17 protein-coding genes are annotated in these 16,805 nt (G+C 63.6%); 15 read left to right on the top strand and 2 right to left on the bottom strand.

The genetic code is table 11. The features are described 5' to 3' along the window. Nucleotides 1-66: 66 nt before the first annotated feature. The 5 genes from AC1DLT_RS23735 (at nucleotide 67) to AC1DLT_RS23715 (ending at nucleotide 6,754) form a co-directional block, all read left to right on the top strand. A complete protein-coding gene (locus tag AC1DLT_RS23735) occupies nucleotides 67-2,028 on the top strand; it encodes an acyltransferase family protein (RefSeq protein ID WP_477488376.1) in 1,962 nt (653 codons plus the stop codon). Between the two features lie 96 nt (nucleotides 2,029-2,124). Further along, a complete protein-coding gene (locus AC1DLT_RS23730) occupies nucleotides 2,125-4,539 on the top strand; it encodes a heavy metal translocating P-type ATPase (protein WP_477488375.1) in 2,415 nt (804 codons plus the stop codon). Further along, nucleotides 4,536-4,985 (top strand): Cu(I)-responsive transcriptional regulator, encoded by a 450-nt coding sequence (cueR, locus tag AC1DLT_RS23725; protein WP_477488374.1) that lies wholly within the window; start codon nucleotides 4,536-4,538, stop codon nucleotides 4,983-4,985. Before AC1DLT_RS23730 ends, cueR begins: the two co-directional genes overlap by 4 nt. Nucleotides 4,986-5,261: 276 nt before the next feature. Then, a complete protein-coding gene (locus AC1DLT_RS23720; RefSeq protein WP_038541227.1) occupies nucleotides 5,262-5,462 on the top strand; it encodes a heavy-metal-associated domain-containing protein in 201 nt (66 codons plus the stop codon). A 161-nt stretch (nucleotides 5,463-5,623) separates the two neighbouring features. Next, nucleotides 5,624-6,754: an esterase-like activity of phytase family protein gene (locus AC1DLT_RS23715; protein WP_477488373.1), complete on the top strand. Its 1,131-nt coding sequence runs from the start codon at nucleotides 5,624-5,626 to the stop codon at nucleotides 6,752-6,754. 75 nt (nucleotides 6,755-6,829) lie between these two features. Here the strand turns inward: AC1DLT_RS23715 and AC1DLT_RS23710 are convergent, their stop codons facing one another. Further along, nucleotides 6,830-7,459 carry an outer membrane protein gene (locus AC1DLT_RS23710; protein ID WP_038541235.1) on the bottom strand — a complete coding sequence of 210 codons (630 nt, stop codon included), beginning with the start codon at nucleotides 7,457-7,459 and terminating at the stop codon, nucleotides 6,830-6,832. A 207-nt stretch (nucleotides 7,460-7,666) separates the two neighbouring features. Here AC1DLT_RS23710 and AC1DLT_RS23705 point away from each other — a divergent pair, with 207 nt between their 5' ends. The 4 genes from AC1DLT_RS23705 (at nucleotide 7,667) to AC1DLT_RS23690 (ending at nucleotide 13,067) form a co-directional block, all read left to right on the top strand. Then, nucleotides 7,667-9,055: an MFS transporter gene (locus tag AC1DLT_RS23705; protein ID WP_477488372.1), complete on the top strand. Its 1,389-nt coding sequence runs from the start codon at nucleotides 7,667-7,669 to the stop codon at nucleotides 9,053-9,055. 97 nt (nucleotides 9,056-9,152) lie between these two features. After that, on the top strand, nucleotides 9,153-10,613 hold the full coding sequence (locus AC1DLT_RS23700) for a protein adenylyltransferase SelO (RefSeq protein ID WP_477488371.1): 1,461 nt from the start codon (nucleotides 9,153-9,155) through the stop codon (nucleotides 10,611-10,613). A gap of 275 nt (nucleotides 10,614-10,888) precedes the next feature. Further along, the gene (locus AC1DLT_RS23695) at nucleotides 10,889-11,599 is read left to right on the top strand and encodes a hypothetical protein (protein ID WP_065814767.1); all 711 of its coding nucleotides are present in this window, start codon (nucleotides 10,889-10,891) and stop codon (nucleotides 11,597-11,599) included. 205 nt (nucleotides 11,600-11,804) lie between these two features. Next, on the top strand, nucleotides 11,805-13,067 hold the full coding sequence (locus AC1DLT_RS23690) for a DNA-packaging protein (RefSeq protein WP_477488406.1): 1,263 nt from the start codon (nucleotides 11,805-11,807) through the stop codon (nucleotides 13,065-13,067). 28 nt (nucleotides 13,068-13,095) lie between these two features. Here AC1DLT_RS23690 and AC1DLT_RS23685 read toward each other — a convergent pair whose 3' ends face one another. Continuing rightward, nucleotides 13,096-13,224 (bottom strand): hypothetical protein, encoded by a 129-nt coding sequence (locus tag AC1DLT_RS23685; RefSeq protein WP_258719024.1) that lies wholly within the window; start codon nucleotides 13,222-13,224, stop codon nucleotides 13,096-13,098. Between the two features lie 155 nt (nucleotides 13,225-13,379). On the opposite strand from AC1DLT_RS23685, the gene AC1DLT_RS23680 reads away from it, so the two are divergent. The 6 genes from AC1DLT_RS23680 to AC1DLT_RS23655 all read left to right on the top strand — a co-directional run bounded on the left by AC1DLT_RS23680 (nucleotide 13,380) and on the right by AC1DLT_RS23655 (nucleotide 16,769). Next, a complete protein-coding gene (locus AC1DLT_RS23680; RefSeq protein ID WP_477488370.1) occupies nucleotides 13,380-14,000 on the top strand; it encodes a hypothetical protein in 621 nt (206 codons plus the stop codon). Nucleotides 14,001-14,048: 48 nt separating this feature from the next. Beyond that, entirely contained in the window at nucleotides 14,049-14,363 is a 315-nt protein-coding gene (locus AC1DLT_RS23675) for a Dabb family protein (RefSeq protein WP_477488369.1), read from the top strand. A gap of 40 nt (nucleotides 14,364-14,403) precedes the next feature. After that, complete coding sequence (locus AC1DLT_RS23670; protein ID WP_477488368.1) at nucleotides 14,404-15,591, top strand: phage portal protein; 1,188 nt, start codon at nucleotides 14,404-14,406, stop codon at nucleotides 15,589-15,591. A gap of 54 nt (nucleotides 15,592-15,645) precedes the next feature. Beyond that, complete coding sequence (locus tag AC1DLT_RS23665; protein WP_477484426.1) at nucleotides 15,646-15,906, top strand: CopG family ribbon-helix-helix protein; 261 nt, start codon at nucleotides 15,646-15,648, stop codon at nucleotides 15,904-15,906. Further along, nucleotides 15,906-16,211: a type II toxin-antitoxin system RelE/ParE family toxin gene (locus tag AC1DLT_RS23660; protein WP_046668481.1), complete on the top strand. Its 306-nt coding sequence runs from the start codon at nucleotides 15,906-15,908 to the stop codon at nucleotides 16,209-16,211. Before AC1DLT_RS23665 ends, AC1DLT_RS23660 begins: the two co-directional genes overlap by 1 nt. A 222-nt stretch (nucleotides 16,212-16,433) precedes the next feature. Further along, on the top strand, nucleotides 16,434-16,769 hold the full coding sequence (locus AC1DLT_RS23655) for a DUF6107 family protein (RefSeq protein ID WP_046668524.1): 336 nt from the start codon (nucleotides 16,434-16,436) through the stop codon (nucleotides 16,767-16,769). Nucleotides 16,770-16,805: the final 36 nt, after the last annotated feature.

The following is a 16,805-nucleotide window of genomic DNA, read 5'->3' as shown; positions in this document are numbered from 1 at the left end:
GCAGGAGCGAGTGCAATCGATCGATGCTCTCGGCTGTCGTGAATTGATGCCGCATTGGGTTGTAGAATGAAATACAGACCGGAAATCGACGGCTTGCGGGCCGTCGCTGTGGTTCCTGTCCTTATATTCCACGGTGGTTTGGGTTTCCGCGGCGGATTTGTCGGCGTCGACGTCTTCTTCGTCATCAGCGGTTATCTGATTACGTCGATCATGTATGACGAAGTTGAAGCGCGGAAGTTCAGCCTCGTCCGCTTCTACGAGCGGCGCCTGCGACGCATCATTCCGGCGCTTGTTTGCGTCTGCCTGGCTTGTCTGCCCTTTGCATGGGCCTGGATGCTTCCCTATGAGCTGCGCGACTTCGGCCGCAGCCTCTATCAGGTGAATCTGTTCGTTTCGAACTTCTATTTTTGGAGTAAAACCGGCTATTTCGAAGCAAGCAACGACCTGAAGCCGCTTTTGCATACGTGGTCCCTCGGGGTCGAAGAACAGTTCTACATCATATTTCCTGTTGTTCTGATGGCGTTGCGCCGGTTTCGCCGCCAGTTTGTTCTGGCGGCCATCCTCCTGTTGAGCGCAGCGAGTTTCCTTGCCACGCAGGTCGTGCCGCTGTTCGATCCTGCGGCGAATTTCTATCTTCTGCCCACGCGCTTCTGGGAGCTTGGCGTTGGCGCCAGCATCAGCCTGGCGAGTTTCGATCGAGAAAAAGCCCGCTACGGCGGTTTGGCGGCGGCTTGCGGTCTCGCGATGATCGTCCTCTCCTGCTTCTTCGTTGAAGGCGGACCGTCTTATCCGGGCTGGCAGACGCTGCCTGTCGTGGTCGGAACCGCGCTGGTTCTTCTATTTTCGTCTTCAGAGAATCTGACTGGACGGCTTCTTTCCGCAAGAGCCTTGGTGTTTGTCGGTTTGATCAGCTACAGCCTCTATCTCTGGCATCAGCCCGTCCTGGCCTTCGCGCGCTTGCGGTTGTTCACCAATGACTTGAGCGCTTCAACGTCCGCTCTTCTGCTTTGCGTCGCGGCGTTGCTTGCGGTCGCCAGCTACTATCTCGTCGAGCGGCCGTTTCGCGACAGGAACCGCGTTCCGACGAAGGGTTTCCTTGCCCTCGCCGGCGTTGCGGTAGCCGCCAGCATCGCCTCCGGGATCATGTTTGAAACGACTGACGGTGCCGCGTTCAGGGCGCCGGGTCTATACGAGATGACCGAGGTGAGCACGGGGCTGAGCAAAAACTGTAACGGCAAGATGGCGCCCGAATGCTCCACGTCCGATAGTCCCGAGATCGCGGTGTGGGGGGATTCCTTCGGCGCCCATCTTGTGGAAGGTATCCTGGCGTCGGCCCCCGATGTCAAACTCGTGCAGTTCACCAAAAGCCTTTGCGGACCGTTCACCGACATTACCTACCCGGTCGCCAGCGACGGTCGCAGGTCGCCCGAAGGTTGCCTGTCCCGGAACAGGGATGTCCTTGACGCCATGGCGACAACCAGGACGCTTCGATACGTCGCGATAGGCGTCAATCTCGACATCTACACCGAGTCTGAAACGTTCGTTCGGAAGGACGGGCAGAGTGTTCCAGCAAGCCGGGCGCTGCTTCTGGACAGTTTCCTGGGGTCCTTGTCCCACTTGCGGCAAATGGGATTGAGCCCGGTGGTTTTCGCGCAGCCTCCGCTGACGGGAACCGATGTCGGCGGTTGTGTTGCCCGGTCAAGATTGCTGGGGATCGCGGCCGACCGCTGCGATCTGTCCGCTGACGACGTGAACCGGCGAGGCCGCGTCGCGATGGACATCATGAATATCGTTGCGCGGGACTATCCGGTGATCGATCTGGCCGCCGGCCGGTGCAACGGCACGACCTGCCGGGTTTCCGAGGATGGCGTCTCCCTTTATGCGGATGCGGGGCACTATTCCCAGGGCGGAATACGACTGCTCGGAAAGAAGTACCATCTGTACGATCTTATCGTGAAGGCGGCGACTGAGGGCTGCGATAATGGTCCTGTCCCGGCTGCCCGACCCGCCGGTATCTGTCGCCCTTGAGAATATCCGTCGGCACCCCTTGACCTTCCCATGATGGGAAGCTCCACATAGCGTGGGACAATGAGACATCCCGGCAAAAAAGGGGAGATTGCGCCCATGAACGAGACCGTCAAACCGATCCACAAGGCCGAGCCTTTTACCGTTCCCGTCGAGGGCATGACCTGCGCCTCCTGCGTGCGCCGCGTCGAGAACGCCGCGGCCAAAGTGCCGGGCATCGACAGGAGCGCCGTCAACTTCGCGACCAAGAAACTGACGGTGGAATCGGCCGAGGGCTTTTCGCCGGAGGAGCTGACGAAGGCGATCCGGAAGGTCGGTTACGAAATCCAGCCAGGCGCCATGGACCATGCGATGCGTGAGGCGGGCATGATGCCGCCTGTGGCGCCGACGGCGCATGCCGGGCACGAGCACCACCACGGGCATCCCGCACCGGAAGCCCACATGGACCATGCCGCCATGGGGCACGACCAGGCGGGCCATGCCGGCGGGCATGACCATATGCATATGCACCAGGGCGAGGAGGGCGTGCTGAAGCGCGACCTGGCGATCGCCTTCGTGCTGACCCTGCCGCTGTTCGTGCTGGAAATGGCCGGCCACGTCTACGATCCGTTCCACCACTGGCTGATGGGCGTGATCGAGACGCAGAACCTCTATTATGTCTATTTCGCACTTGCGACGGTAGTCGTCTTCGGCCCTGGCTTCCGCTTCCTGAAGCTCGGCCTGCCGGCGCTGCTGCGCGGCGTGCCGGAGATGAATTCGCTGGTCGCGGTCGGCGTGCTGGCGGCCTACGGTTATTCGCTGGTGACGACGTTTGCCCCGGACCTGCTGCCGGAGAGCGCCCGCTTCGTTTATTATGAAGCGGCCACCGTGATCGTCACGCTGATCCTGTTCGGCCGGTTGCTTGAGGCCCGCGCCACGGGCCGCACCGGTGAGGCGATCGAGAAGCTGAGCCGGCTGCAGGCAAAGACTGCCCGCGTCGAGTGCGACGGCAAGCTGCTGGATATCCCGACCGAACAGGTGGTTGCCGGCGACGTGCTGGTGATCCGGCCGGGCGAGCGTATTCCGGTCGACGGGACCGTCATCGAAGGCTCCTCGAATGTCGACGAATCGATGATTTCGGGCGAGCCGCTGCCGGTCGCAAAGGCGGCCGGCGCAACCGTGGTCGGCGGCACGATCAACAAGACCGGCGCCTTCCGTTTCCGGGCCGACAAGGTCGGCCGCGATACGATGCTAGCGCAGATCATCCGTATGGTCGAGCAGGCGCAGGGCTCGAAACTGCCGATCCAGACGCTGGTCGACCGGGTGACCGCCTGGTTCGTGCCGGCGGTGATCGCGCTCGCGGTCCTGACCTTTGTCGTCTGGTTCTTCGTCGGCCCCGAACCGGCGCTCACCCACGCGCTGGTCAATGCGGTCGCCGTGCTGATCATCGCCTGCCCCTGCGCCATGGGGCTTGCGGTGCCGACCTCGATCGTCGTCGGCGGCGGCCGCGCGGCCGAGCTCGGGGTGCTGTTCCGCAAGGGCGAGGCGCTGCAGGAGCTGCGCAATGTCCAGCTCGTCGTGGTCGACAAGACCGGCACCGTCACCAAGGGCCGGCCGGAACTGACCGACCTTGTGACGGCGCAAGGTTTTGTCGAGGACGAGGTGCTGGCGCTGGTTGCGAGCGTCGAGGCGCAGTCCGAACACCCGATCGCCGAGGCGATCGTCAAGGCGGCCGAGGCCAAGGGTCTGGCCGTGCCGAAGGCGCAAAAGTTCGCATCGGTGACCGGGTACGGCATTGAGGCGGAAGCGGACGGCCGCAAGATCTCGGTCGGCGCCGACCGGTTCATGGAAAAGCTGGGGCTGTCGGTCGAGGTGTTTGCGGAAGCCGCCGCCAGGCTTGGCGACGAGGGCAAGACGCCGCTTTATGCGGCTGTCGACGGCAAGCTGGCAGCGGTGATCGCGGTTGCCGATCCGCTGAAACCCTCGAGCCGCGACGCGATCAGGGCGTTGCAGGCGATGGGCGTCGAAGTGGCCATGGTGACCGGCGACAACCGCCGCACCGCGGAGGCGATCGCAAGACAGGTTGGCATAGACAAGGTCGTCGCCGAGGTCCTGCCGGAAGGCAAGGTGAAGGCGATCCACGAGATGCGCGTCGACGGGAAAAAGCTCGCCTTCGTTGGCGACGGCATCAACGACGCGCCGGCGCTCGCCGAGGCCGATATCGGCATCGCCATCGGTACCGGCACGGACGTGGCGATCGAAAGCGCTGACGTGGTTCTGGTCGGCGGCGATCTGTCGGGCGCGGTTTCGGCCATCGCCATGAGCCGGGCGACCATGACCAACATCAAGCAGAACCTGTTCTGGGCCTTCGGTTACAACGTCGCGCTGGTGCCGGTCGCGGCCGGGGTGCTTTACCCGGCCTTCGGCTGGCTGCTGTCGCCGATGATCGCCGCCGGCGCCATGGCACTGTCGAGCGTCTTCGTGCTCGGCAACGCGCTGCGGCTGAAGACCGTGAAAGTGGGAGAAACGAAATGAATATCGGCGAGGCCTCCAGCGCGTCCGGCGTGTCGGCCAAGATGATCCGTTATTACGAGGAGATCGGCCTGATCCGGCCGATGGGCCGCAGCGGCAACAACTACAGGGTCTATGGCGAGGAGGAAGTGCATATCCTGCGCTTCATCAAGCGCGCCCGCAATCTCGGTTTTTCGCTCGAAGAGACCGAGACGCTCTTGAAACTCTGGCAGGACAAGAGCCGCGAAAGTGCTGCCGTCAAGGAGGTGGCGACCGCCCATATCGGCGACCTCGAACGGCGCATCACCGAGATGCAGGGCATGGTCAAGACCTTGAAACACCTCGCCAACTGCTGCGGCGGCGACAACCGCCCCAACTGCCCGATCCTGGATGATCTGGCGGGGGATGGGGCGGTGGGCGGTGACAAGCCCGTCCCGGCGGCGAGGAAAAAGACGAGACAGGATGCCTGAGCCTTCACGCCAGGATGAGGCAAGACCGCGCCACATCCAATCTCCCCCCTTGAGGGGGAGATGCCCGGCAGGGCAGAGGGGGGTGACCGCTCCGCATATTCTTCGGCCACTGCATTCTCCGCACCATCGCCACCCCCCTCTGTCATCTTCGATGACATCTCCCCCTCAAGGGGGGAGATCACTGGGAGAATGCCGCACCGGCTTCATTCCTCAAATGCACTTGACCTTCCCTCCATGGGAAGCTGCACAACACATCTATCGAACAAGGAGATTCGGATGACTGCGATTTTCACCGTGCCGGACATGACCTGCGGCCATTGCGAAAAGACCGTGCGCGGCGCGCTGGCGGAAGCCCTGCCGGGCGCGGCGGTGGCGATCGATCTGACGGCCAAGACGGTGGCGATCGAAGGCGACGCGGCGAAGGCTGAAGAGGCGATCCGCGAGGCGGGGTATTCACCGGAACGGGCCGCGGTCTGAGGTCTCCCACACCACCCGTCATGAAAATTTCAAGATTCTGACAGCCGGCCGTTATACGTCCGCAAAACTCGCGTGGCAGAGGAAGAGCAACTGCGGGATCGGCTTTCATTCGTGAGGCGGGTCGCCGTTTTTCACCCGCCTCGAATTGCCGGACACCGATCATGCTCAAAGCGTTGCTTTCAACCGTTGCCCTCGTCCTCCTCTTCGCGCCCGTTGCCCATGCCGTAGAGCCCGGCGTGACGGTCGCAACTCCTTGCCCGTTCGGCGATTGCAAGGCGGCGATCGGGCTTTCCTTCGTGGGCGAATTTAGCATTACGACCGGCACGCTGTTCGATGGCGTCGAGTTCGGTGGCCTGTCCGGTCTTGATTACGACCCGGCAAGCAATCGCTATATCGCCATTTCCGACGACCGTTCGGAGCGGGCCCCGGCCCGGTTCTACGAGCTTTCGATCGAGGCGAGCTCGGCCGGCATCACCGATGTGAAGGTGGTCAAGACCGTGACCCTGAAGGACAAGAACGGCGAGGCTTTTGCGGCCAAGAGCGTCGATCCGGAATCGATCCGGCTTGGCAAGGACGGCATCTACTGGTCGAGCGAAGGCGACGTGAAGCAGCTTCTGCCGCCCTTCGTGCGTGTCGCCAGCCCGGACGGCGCCTTCCTGCGCGAATTCGAGCTTCCCAAGGCTTTTATGCCGACCGCCGACAAGTCCGCCGGCATCCGCGACAACCTCGCCTTCGAAGGGCTCGCGACGCTGCCCGGCGGCGACCTGATGGTGGAGGTCGAATCGGCGCTGTTCCAGGACGGACCGATCTCCGGGCTTAGCCGCGGCACACTCGCCCGCATGATCCGCTACGACGCGGCAACCGGCAGGCCCAAGGCCGAATATGTCTATCCGATCGCGCCGATCCCCCAGGCGCCGACCGTCGACAAGGGCTATAACGACAACGGCGCTTCGGAGATCCTAAGCCTGGATGACCACCGCCTGCTGGTGGTCGAGCGCGGTTTTGCGCAAGGGTTCGGCAGTTCGATCAAGGTCTTCATGGTCGATACCGAGGGCGCCACCGATGTCTCGGCCATCCCTTCACTCGCCAATACCGACGCGGCCATCGTGCCGGTGCGCAAGGCCCAAGTGCTCGACATGCGGGCGATCGGCCTGCAGCCGGACAATATCGAGGCCGTCACCTTCGCCAAGGGCACCGATGGCAGCGACCTGCTGATCTTTGTTTCCGACAACAATTTCTCGAAGGAACAGAAGACGCAGTTCATCGCCTTCAAGGTGCTGGCACGCCCCTGATGAAGCAGGCGACCGTCAAAATCTTGCTCCACCTTGTCGCAAGGTGGAGCATTGAACGTATCCCGAAGCCGCGGCTTAGAACTTCACGCCGATGCCGACGTTGATCACGTGCTGGCTGAAGTCGAAATCGGCGCCGCCAAGGCTGCCGTTTCCGAAGTCGTTGTAGCGGTATTCGAGGCGGCCGAAGATATTGTCGGTGAAGGCGTAGTCGACGCCGGCGCCGACTGTCCAGCCGTTGAGCATGTCGTCGTCGTCAAAGCCGCCGCCGTCGATATGGGCGGTGGTGGCCGTCCAGCCGGCTGCCGCGAAGATCAGCGCCCGGTCCATGGCGTAACCGACACGGCCGCGAACCGAACCGGAGAACCCGGTGTCGACGTCTATGCCGCCGGCATAGCTGTTCTTGTTCCAGTCGTAGTTGACGTCACCTTCGATACCGGCGACGAAACCGCTGGAGAACTGCCAGTTATAACCGACGAAGCCGCCAAGCCTCCAGCTGTCGAAATCGTCCGAACCGCCGCCGGGGGCATCGCCGCTGCCCCAGGCATATCCCGTGTGGGCACCGATATAGGGGCCGTTCCAGGAGAATACGACGGGCGTTTCGACGGCTTGCGGCGCTTGCGGGATCTGTTCGACGGCGTCGGCTGCATAAGCAACGGAAGAGGCGGTCATGGCGGCCGACGCTGCAAGGATGAAAAGAGCCTTCATGGATATTCCCTCCGATTGGTTGGCAAAAACGCAAATAGAGCGGTTTGCTTGGAAAGCTGTAGCTAAAATACAACATCGGAGAGAATCTGCAATTACGCCTTAAGATACTGAAAACGCGAAGGTTTAATTTTCGGCTTCCCCCTTGACCTCAATCAGACTTGAGGTTGTAGCGTGCCTGGGACTGAAAAACCGGATAAGGGGCAGGGCGTGTTGCAGGACATCAATGTGGGCTGGTCGAGGCTTCTCAGAGGCCGCGAAGGGGCGATGCTGGGGCTGATCTCGGCGGGGATCGGGCTGCATGCCTTCAACCAGTTCGCGATCGTTGCGGCGCTGCCGCCGGCAGCGAGAGAAATCGGCGGCACGGGTTATTTCAGCTGGGCCTATACGCTCTATTTCCTCGGCTCGATCGCCGGCGGCACGGGTGCGGCGGCGATGCGTGACCGGTTCGGGGCGCGCTTCATTCTCGTCCTTTCGGCGCTGATCTTTGCGGCTGGCGGGCTGCTGGCACTGTCGGCGCCGGCCTTTTCCTGGATCATGGCCGGGCGCCTGCTGCAGGGCATTGCCGATGGGCTGATCGTGGCGATCTGCTACAGCCTCATCCCCGCCAACTTTCCCTCCGCGCTGATCGCCAAGGTGTTTGCGGTGGAGGCGATCGTCTGGGCGGTGGCGGCGATTGCCGGACCATTGGCGGGCGGGCTTCTGACCGAGGCCTATTCCTGGCGAGCGTCGTTCCTGGCCGTCTCGCCTTTCGTGGTTCTGCTGGCCGTCTTTGCGCTGACCGCGAAGGTGAGGGTGACCGAGGCGGCGCCGGTGCCGCTCTCCGCCGCCACCATTTCGCTCTGCCTTGCGGCCTCCTTCGTCCTGTCGCTGTCGTCGGTGGTGACCGGAGGGGCGATGCAGGCGGTGGCGGTGGTGGCGGGCGCAGGGCTGTTCCTGCCGGCGCTGAAGCTCGATGGACGGATCGGACCAAGATTGTTTCCGGAGGGCGCCTTCCGGTTGGGGTCGGTGCTCGGGCACGGGTTCTGGGTGCTGTTCCTGATGTCGGCGAGCCATTCGGTCGGCAGCGTTTACCTGGCGCTGATGATCGACGCCGTCTTCGGTTTCCGGCCGGCGGTGGTCGGTTATCTGGTGGTGACCATGGCGCTCTCCTGGAGTGCGGTCGCGGTGGTCGCGAGCAGGATTACGGCGCTTGCTCCGCGGCATCGGTGGATGCGCGCAGGCGCATTGTTTCAACTGGCCGGTTTCCTCTGCCTCGCGGCAGCGTTCGCGAGCGGCTCTCTGGCGCTGCTGCTGGCGGGCCAGGTGGCGATCGGTACGGGCTTCGGCGTCGCCTGGGCAAGCGTCAACCAGGCGGCGATGGAAGCGGCAGCAAGGCAGGAGCGCGATCTCGCAAGTGCCTTGCTGCCGACGATTTCGACCGCCGGTTACGCGATCGGCGCGGGGATCGCCGGCATGATCGCCAGTGCGACCGGACTGGTTTCGGCGCTGGAAAACGGCAACGCCGGTGGGCCGGCCCTGTGGCTCTACGGGACTGCGGCGGCCGGTGCGCTGCTGACATTTCTCCTTGGCTTCGGCGTGCGGCTTACCAAGGCTTGAGGGCGCAACAAAAGCGCATTTCGCTTGTTCGGCGGGACAGATTTCCCATATTTGGAGAAAAGGTCGCCGCATCCCGGCGGCCAAAGGAGACCTTCCCGTGTTCCAGTTCGACAATTCCTACGTCCGCCTGCCGGACAGGTTTTTCGCCTCCGTCTATCCCGAGCCGGTGGAGGGGCCGAAGCTCCTGAAATTCAACGCGGAACTGGCAGAGGAACTGGGCGTCGAGGCGGATTTCTCCGACCCCGCCCGGCTGGCGGCGATCCTTGCCGGCAATGTCGTGCCGCCCGGTGCCATGCCGATCGCCATGGCCTATGCCGGCCACCAGTTCGGCAATTTCGTGCCGCAGCTCGGCGACGGGCGGGCGATATTGCTGGGCGAGGTCGTCGACCGCAACGGCAAACGCCGCGACATCCAGTTGAAGGGCGCCGGACCGACGCCCTATTCCCGTCGCGGCGACGGACGCGCGGCTTTGGGGCCGGTCCTGCGCGAATACATCGTCTCCGAGGCGATGAACGCGCTCGGCGTGCCGGCGACGCGGGCGCTTGCGGCTGTCGCGACCGGCGAGCAGGTCTATCGCGAGACGGTGGAGCAGGGCGCGGTCTTCGTGCGCGTCGCGGCAAGCCATGTGCGGATCGGTACCTTCCAGTTCTTTGCCGCCCGCGGTGACAATGACGGGATCAAACTGCTCGCCGACTACGTGATCGAGCGGCATTACCCAGAGCTGAAAACGACGGACAATCCCTATCTGGCGCTGCTCCAGGGCGTAGCGGCACGGCAGGCGGACCTGATCGCCCGCTGGATGGGTATCGGCTTCATCCACGGGGTGATGAACACCGACAACATGACGATTTCAGGCGAGACGATCGATTTCGGGCCTTGCGCCTTTCTCGACGAATACGATCCGATGAAGGTGTTTTCCTCGATAGACCAGGGCGGTCGTTATGCCTATCGCAACCAGCCGGGCATCGGCCAATGGAATATCGCGCGGCTGGCGGAATGCCTGCTGCCGCTGCTGGACGAGGACGAGGAAAAGGCCGTGGAGGCTGCGAACGCCGTGCTGAAGGCGTTCGGCGAGCGGTTCCAGAAAGAGTGGATCGGCGTCTTCCGCACGAAGATCGGCCTTGCGACCGAGGCTGACAGCGATGGCGAGCTGATCCAGGCGCTACTGGCGGCCATGCACGAGGGGCAGGCGGATTTTACGCTGGCCTTCCGGCGGCTTGCCGATGCGGCGGAGGGCGAGGAAGAGGCCTTCCTTAAGTGTTTTGCAGATCCCGGCAAGGCGCAGACCTGGCTTGCGGACTGGCGCGGGCGGTTGACCACGGAAGCATGGCCGGTCGGCGAATTGGCTGACGACCTGCGCGCCGTCAACCCGGCGGTTATCCCCCGCAATCACAAGGTCCAGGAAGCCCTTTCGGCCGCCAATTACGGCGACTTCAGCTTCTTCGAACGGTTGCTGGAGGCACTGGAAAAGCCATTCGAAGAGCGGCCGGAATTCGTGAGCTACATGCAGCCGCCGAAGCCTGAGGAGCGGGTGACGCAGACGTTCTGCGGGACGTGATTCGGCCGTAAATTAATTTTTGCTAATTAGGAAAATAGTCCTTGACGGCGTGACGGTTGTTTGATAGGCTCTAGGCACAGTCGAAGGATTGCGCCGGCAAGTGGCCTTCGGGCGGCCGGTGGCAAGACTTCCAGTCAAATTGGCCCGGTCCCAAAGCCGGGCCTTCTTTTTATCTCGACAATCGGCAGTGGGGACGCGCGGTGACCGGAAACGGGGGCGGCGGGATTTTCTGCGCCGAAATTTTGGCTCCTATTTCGGCCCCGGGGATATCCCAGATGGATGAATTCGAGACGTTCGATCCGGCACTTTTCGGGCTCTGGACGGAGGCGCCCGTCTATGGCGACGCGGTCGTCATGGACGATTCCGTGCTTTCGGACGCCGTGCGCGGCGTGCTGCTGGAGATCAAGTCGGCCGAGGGCGCATTCTCTCCGGGCGAGGAGCTGCGGCGGCTGTTGAACGAGATGACCGTCGAAATGCGCGACCAGTTTTCGACCTTCCGGCGGATGCGGACCGCGGCGGAGGCGGCGCTCACAGATGGCGACGACGCCGCCCAGAAACTGGCGCGTGCCGACGTGAAGGCCGCGACCGACGCCATGTCTCTGATCGTCCGCACGCTCGAAAAGGTCGACAGCCTGCAACGCCAGCTCGCCCGCGACCGCGACGAGGCCGCCGAGCGCGATGCGGACGAGGGTGGGTATGAGGAGGCCAAGGTCCGCTTCCTGAAAATGATCGAGGATCGCGCCAATGAAAACGCCTATCGGCTTTTCGAAGCATGGAAGCGGGATGGACCGCCGCCCCTCGTTTTGGAGAGGTTTGGACACGCGTCCTCCGAGCCAACGGACCTTGCTGCGAGCGCAGGAGAAGATCGCGGTCAAAGCCTCAAAGGGGGCGTCGGGGTTGAACCGGGGTCTGCGGACGATCACGGCTGCGCGGGAGGAATATTGCGAAGCCGTTGTGAAAAGCACGGCCTTGAGAAGCGTGATTGAGCAAGGAAACGCCGGGCGCGGCAAACGCCCTCTGATCTCCCCCCTTGAGGGGGAGATGTCACCGAAGGTGACAGAGGGGGGTGGCGCCGCGAACTCAACTGTCGAAGAATGTGCCGCAGCACCCCCCTCTGCCCTGCCGGGCATCTCCCCCTCAAGGGGGGAGATCGGTCTGCCGCACGGGTCTGCTCCTGGAAGCGAGCACGCTCTGGAGCGGAATGACGAGCCCGACACGTCTCTATCTGGCTTCACGCTCGATCATGAACGCGACTGGGATATAAAGGGCCGTCGCGACCAAAAGCCGCCCGAGGGCGACTGGCGCACCTGGTTGATCATGGGTGGGCGCGGCTCGGGCAAGACGCGGGCCGGCGCGGAATGGATCCATGGGTTGGCCTCGGCCGGCAGCAGGTCGGATCTCAGGATCGCGCTGGTGGCGGAGACGCTGGGCGATGCCCGCGAGGTGATGATCGACGGGGTGTCCGGCATCTGCCGGGTTGCCCGAAGCAAACGGCCGGATTTCGAGATTTCGCGCCGAAGACTGGTCTGGCCGAACGGGGCGATCGCGCAGATCTTTTCCTCGGAAGACCCGGAGAGCCTGCGCGGGCCGCAGTTTCATTTCGCCTGGTGCGACGAACTCGCCAAATGGCGGCATGCGGAGGAAACCTTCGACATGCTGCAGTTCGGGCTTAGGCTCGGGGCCGATCCGCGCCAGCTGGTGACGACCACGCCGCGGCCGGTGCCGATCCTGAAACGGCTGATCGCCGATCCCGGCACGCAACTTGTGCGGATCTCGACCCAGGCCAATGCCGGCAACCTTTCACCCGGCTTCATTTCGGCGCTGGAGGCGCGGTATGGAGGAACGAGGCTCGGACGGCAGGAACTGGCCGGCGAGCTGATCGAGGACCGCGAGGACGCGCTGTGGAAACGCGCCGACCTCGAAGCCTTCACGATCCGCTTTACCGGTGCGCTCCGGCGCATCGTCGTCGCCGTCGATCCGCCTTCGGGTTCGGGCGAACATTCCTGCTGCGGCATCGTCGTCGCCGGATTGGAGGCGAGCGGCCGGGCGGTGGTGCTGGCGGATTGTTCGGTCGAAGGCAAAACCCCGGCCGGCTGGGCGAACGCGGTGGCGCGGGCCTATGTGCGCTTCCAGGCGGACCGCGTGGTGGCCGAGGTGAACCAGGGCGGCGAGATGGTGACGGCGATGCTGAGAAGCGTCGATGCAGGCCTGCCGGTGACGATGGTCAGGGCGACGCGCGGAAAATTCCTGCGCGCCGAACCGGTGGCCGCCCTCTACGAACAGGGGCGGGTGGCGCATGCCGGGAGGTTTGCCGAGCTTGAAGACCAGATGTGCGATTTCGGTCCGGACGGCCTGTCTTCAGGCCGCTCGCCCGACCGGCTCGATGCGCTGGTCTGGGCGCTGACGGCGCTGATGCTGGAAGGTCATGGGGAGCCGCGCGTGCGCGGTGTTTGAGCGCGGCTCGCCGCTCAGGTGATGATGATCAGCGCGGGGTGACCGGCTTTGGCTGGGCGCTTTCGCGCATCTGCTTCCATTCGGATTCGATCCGCTCGACGACATGCTGCGGGATCGGCTTGGAAGGGGCGGCCGGTGCAGGCTGCTGCATCATCATGATCTCCTGTTGTTTAGAAAGCCGACAAGAACGTCGTGTGGAGCCGTTGGTTCCACATCATTAGAAAAAAGTAAACTGCCGCCTAAAGGCTTAAAACGATTTAGTTTTTCTAAACCGATTGAAACCCGGTAACGCGGTATGGGAGTAGGCTCCACATGGCTCACAACCGGCATGCTTTCTTTGATTTGGTACGGGCGAAGCTCTTCAAGGGCCGGCTCGCCGCCGCCCAGATGGAGGGGCTGACGGCGATTCTCGACGCCTGGCGGGAAAGAGACGGCCAGGGGGAGGCGCAGCCGCTCGCCTATGTGCTGGCCACCGCCTTTCACGAGACGGCCGCCACGATGCAACCCGTTCGCGAGACCCTGGCTTCCAGCGACAGGTCGGCGATTGCGCGGCTGGACGAGGCTTTTGCCGCGGGCCGGCTCGGGTCGGTGAAGACGCCCTACTGGCGGCCGGACGCGGACGGAAAAAGCTGGCTCGGCCGCGGGCTGGTGCAGCTCACTCACAGGCGGAACTACGCGGCGATGTCGGCTGTGACCGGGATCGACCTGGTGGCGGATCCGGGCCGGGCGATGGAAATGCCGGTCTCTGTCGCGATCCTGATCGAGGGCATGCGGCGCGGCAGTTTCACCGGCTGCAAGCTCGGCGATTATTTCGGGCGGGGCAGGGCGAATTGGCTGGGCGCCAGAAAAATCATCAACGGCAACGACCGGGCGGAGCTGGTGGCGCGGCATGCGCAAATGTTCGCCGAGGCGCTGGACACCAAGCCGCATTGAAGCCCACTGCAGGCCATGATAGCAGGCCTCCGCATTGCTGGAGGTTCCATGATACGCCACATCGTATTTTTCACGGCGCAGGCAGGCGAGATCGACCGGGTCCGGGCAGGTCTTTCGCTTCTGACCGGCAACCCGCATGCGCTGACCCTGGAGATCGGCACCAATGTGAAGAGCGACCAGCTCGGCAACGAGGTCGATCTGGTCGTCTACGGCGAGTTCGAGGATGCGGCGGCGCTGGCCGCCTACAAGTCGCATCCGGCCTACCAGGCCTCGATCGATATCGTCCGCCCGATCCGCGAAATCCGCATGGCGGCCGATTTCGACAGTGAAAACGCGGTGAAATCGCCCCTGCCGCTTCCCTGAAGCGGGCCTTGGCGCCCGCGAGCGAAAAGGACAAGTCACGATGAAATCTCCATTCCGGCGCCCGTGGTTTTCCGCGGGTGGGCGACAGGCCCTGCCCGAAATCCAGGGGACCGACACCCAAAAGCCCGAAACCAAGACGGCCTCCGGTTTTGCGATCGTTTCCGGCGAGGGGGCGGCGCAATGGTCGGGGCGGTCCTACGCGGCGCTGGCGCGGGCAGGGTTCATGAAGAACCCGGTCGCCTATCGGGCAGTGCGGATGATCGCCGAAGCCGCCGCAGCCGTGCCGTGGCTTGTCTATGACGGGGCGGCGGAGCTTGCCGAACATCCGGCGCTGGCGCTGCTTCAGCGGCCGAACAGCCGGCAGGGCGGGCCAGATTTCTTCGAGGCTCTCTACGGGCACCTGGCGCTTTCCGGCAATGCCTATGTCGAGCCGCTGTCGATCGGCGGCGATTTGCGCGAACTGCATCTGCTTCGGCCCGACCGGGTAAGCGTGGTCGAGGGCCGCGACGGCTGGGTGGCCGGTTACGATTACCGCGCCGGCGGCACCACGCGGCGGCTTCCGGCCGAGAGCGATGGTCTGGCGCTGCTGCACCTGAAGCTGTTTCATCCGCTCGACGACCATTGCGGTTTTCCGCCGCTCGGAGCGGCGGGTGCTGCACTCGACCTGCACAATGCGGCGGCGAGCTGGAACAAGGCGCTGCTCGACAATTCCGCACGGCCTTCCGGCGCGCTGGTCTACCAGCCGAAGGATGGCGGCAACTTGTCCGTCGACCAGTACGAGCGGCTGAAGGACGAGTTGGAGGCGGGTTATTCCGGCGCGGTCAATGCCGGCCGGCCGCTGCTGCTCGAAGGCGGGCTCGACTGGAAGGTGATGGGCCTGTCGCCGAAGGACATGGATTTCATCGAGGCGAAGAATGGGGCAGCCCGCGACATCGCGCTCGCCTTCGGCGTGCCGCCGATGCTGATCGGCATTCCGGGCGACAACACCTATGCCAACTACCAGGAGGCCAACCGCGCCTTCTACCGCCTCACCGTACTGCCGCTGATTTCGCGGACCGCCGCGAGCTTTTCGGCCTGGCTGTCGGAGGCCTATGGCGATCGGCTGCGGCTGGAGCCGGATCTCGACCGGATCGCCGGCCTTTCCGCCGAGCGCGAGGCGCTGTGGGCGAGGGTCGGGGCGGCGGCGTTCCTGAGCGACGAGGAGAAGCGCGAGGCGGTAGGGTATTAATCCGTAAGCAACGGGTGTAGATTGTAATACCTCGTATTACAAATGGAGGCTCTGATGGCCAAGCCCGTTCTTTCAGACCCGATCACGCTGCGCCTGCCGCTCGACATCCTTGAGGACATCGAGAAGATCGCGGAGACAGCGGACAGAAGCCGATCCTGGGTGATCGTCCGGGCGCTGAAATATTACCTGATGGCGGAGGGGAGTGAAATCCTGAGCATCCGGCGTGGCAGGGAGGATATCGAGGCCGGGCGCTTCGTGGAGGCGGAGGAGTTTTTCACTGAGCTTGACCGTCTCAACCGCGAGGACGCCGCCTGATGAAGGTGTTCCTGTCGGAAGAAGCGATACGCTACGTCCAACGGGAAAGGGCGTATCTTGCCCAATTCAGCCGACGGGCATCCATTGCCTTTTCGGAACAGGTCAAGAGGGCGGCACGGTTGATTGCGGATCATCCTCGTGTCGGGACCGCTGTGGCGCCGGTCGAAGGAATTCGCCGTTTCGTATCGGCGCCCTATCATCTGGACTATGTCATCGAGGCGGATCGGATACTGATTGTCTCCATCATGCATGCGCGGCAGGGGCCAGCGGATCTCGAAAAGGACGAAGACGACGACTTCGAATGAAATCGTCGAGGAGGCACACTTTCTGCAGGTCTGCTGAATAGGTCTCCGAACTCATTCAACTTGCGAAGTGCCGGACTCAACTTCCCAGCAGGTAGCCCCAAGCGATTCTGAACATTCATGGAAACTGGATCCGCCGACTCTGCGTCGAGCGCGGAACGGCTGGTGCATGGCAGCAGCGCCGTTCGGTCCATATGCGCGCATCATAAACAAGAGAGATTAAAAATGGCTGACCTCGGAAATGATCCCGGCGCCCTGGCCGGCATCTGGGCCGCCAAGGCGGTGGGCGCCACGGCGGGAGCCGGCGTGTCGCTGATCTATCTGCTGCCGAAGAGCCGTCGCGAGGCGGCGAGCCGGTTTCTGACGGGCCTGAGCTGCGGGATGATCTTCGGCGGGCCGACCGGGCTTTGGCTGGTGGAAAGGCTGGGGATCGGCGGGGAGCTTTCAGGAGCGGAAGTGATGCTGACGGGGTCGGCGGCGGCCAGTCTTTGTGCCTGGTGGGTGCTGGGCGCGCTGGCGAGGATCGCCGTCAGATATGGGGGACGGGGCGGCGGGGCATAACTTCGGTCGTCGCCCGGGCTGGCTCCAATTCAATCG

Source organism: Neorhizobium sp. 05N33 (genome assembly GCF_056397445.1).
The sequence above is the reverse complement of the archived record's forward strand: the minus strand, read 5'-3'. Positions and strand labels throughout refer to the sequence as shown.

Coding starts and splice junctions, on each gene's coding strand:
- AC1DLT_RS23735 (WP_477488376.1), top strand. CDS start 67: ATGAAATACAGACCGGAAATCGACGGCTTGCGGGCCGTCGCTGTGGTT.
- AC1DLT_RS23730 (WP_477488375.1), top strand. CDS start 2,125: ATGAACGAGACCGTCAAACCGATCCACAAGGCCGAGCCTTTTACCGTT.
- cueR (WP_477488374.1), top strand. CDS start 4,536: ATGAATATCGGCGAGGCCTCCAGCGCGTCCGGCGTGTCGGCCAAGATG.
- AC1DLT_RS23720 (WP_038541227.1), top strand. CDS start 5,262: ATGACTGCGATTTTCACCGTGCCGGACATGACCTGCGGCCATTGCGAA.
- AC1DLT_RS23715 (WP_477488373.1), top strand. CDS start 5,624: ATGCTCAAAGCGTTGCTTTCAACCGTTGCCCTCGTCCTCCTCTTCGCG.
- AC1DLT_RS23710 (WP_038541235.1), bottom strand. CDS start 7,459: ATGAAGGCTCTTTTCATCCTTGCAGCGTCGGCCGCCATGACCGCCTCT.
- AC1DLT_RS23695 (WP_065814767.1), top strand. CDS start 10,889: ATGGATGAATTCGAGACGTTCGATCCGGCACTTTTCGGGCTCTGGACG.
- AC1DLT_RS23685 (WP_258719024.1), bottom strand. CDS start 13,224: ATGATGATGCAGCAGCCTGCACCGGCCGCCCCTTCCAAGCCGATCCCG.
- AC1DLT_RS23680 (WP_477488370.1), top strand. CDS start 13,380: ATGGCTCACAACCGGCATGCTTTCTTTGATTTGGTACGGGCGAAGCTC.
- AC1DLT_RS23675 (WP_477488369.1), top strand. CDS start 14,049: ATGATACGCCACATCGTATTTTTCACGGCGCAGGCAGGCGAGATCGAC.
- AC1DLT_RS23670 (WP_477488368.1), top strand. CDS start 14,404: ATGAAATCTCCATTCCGGCGCCCGTGGTTTTCCGCGGGTGGGCGACAG.
- AC1DLT_RS23665 (WP_477484426.1), top strand. CDS start 15,646: ATGGCCAAGCCCGTTCTTTCAGACCCGATCACGCTGCGCCTGCCGCTC.
- AC1DLT_RS23660 (WP_046668481.1), top strand. CDS start 15,906: ATGAAGGTGTTCCTGTCGGAAGAAGCGATACGCTACGTCCAACGGGAA.
- AC1DLT_RS23655 (WP_046668524.1), top strand. CDS start 16,434: ATGGCTGACCTCGGAAATGATCCCGGCGCCCTGGCCGGCATCTGGGCC.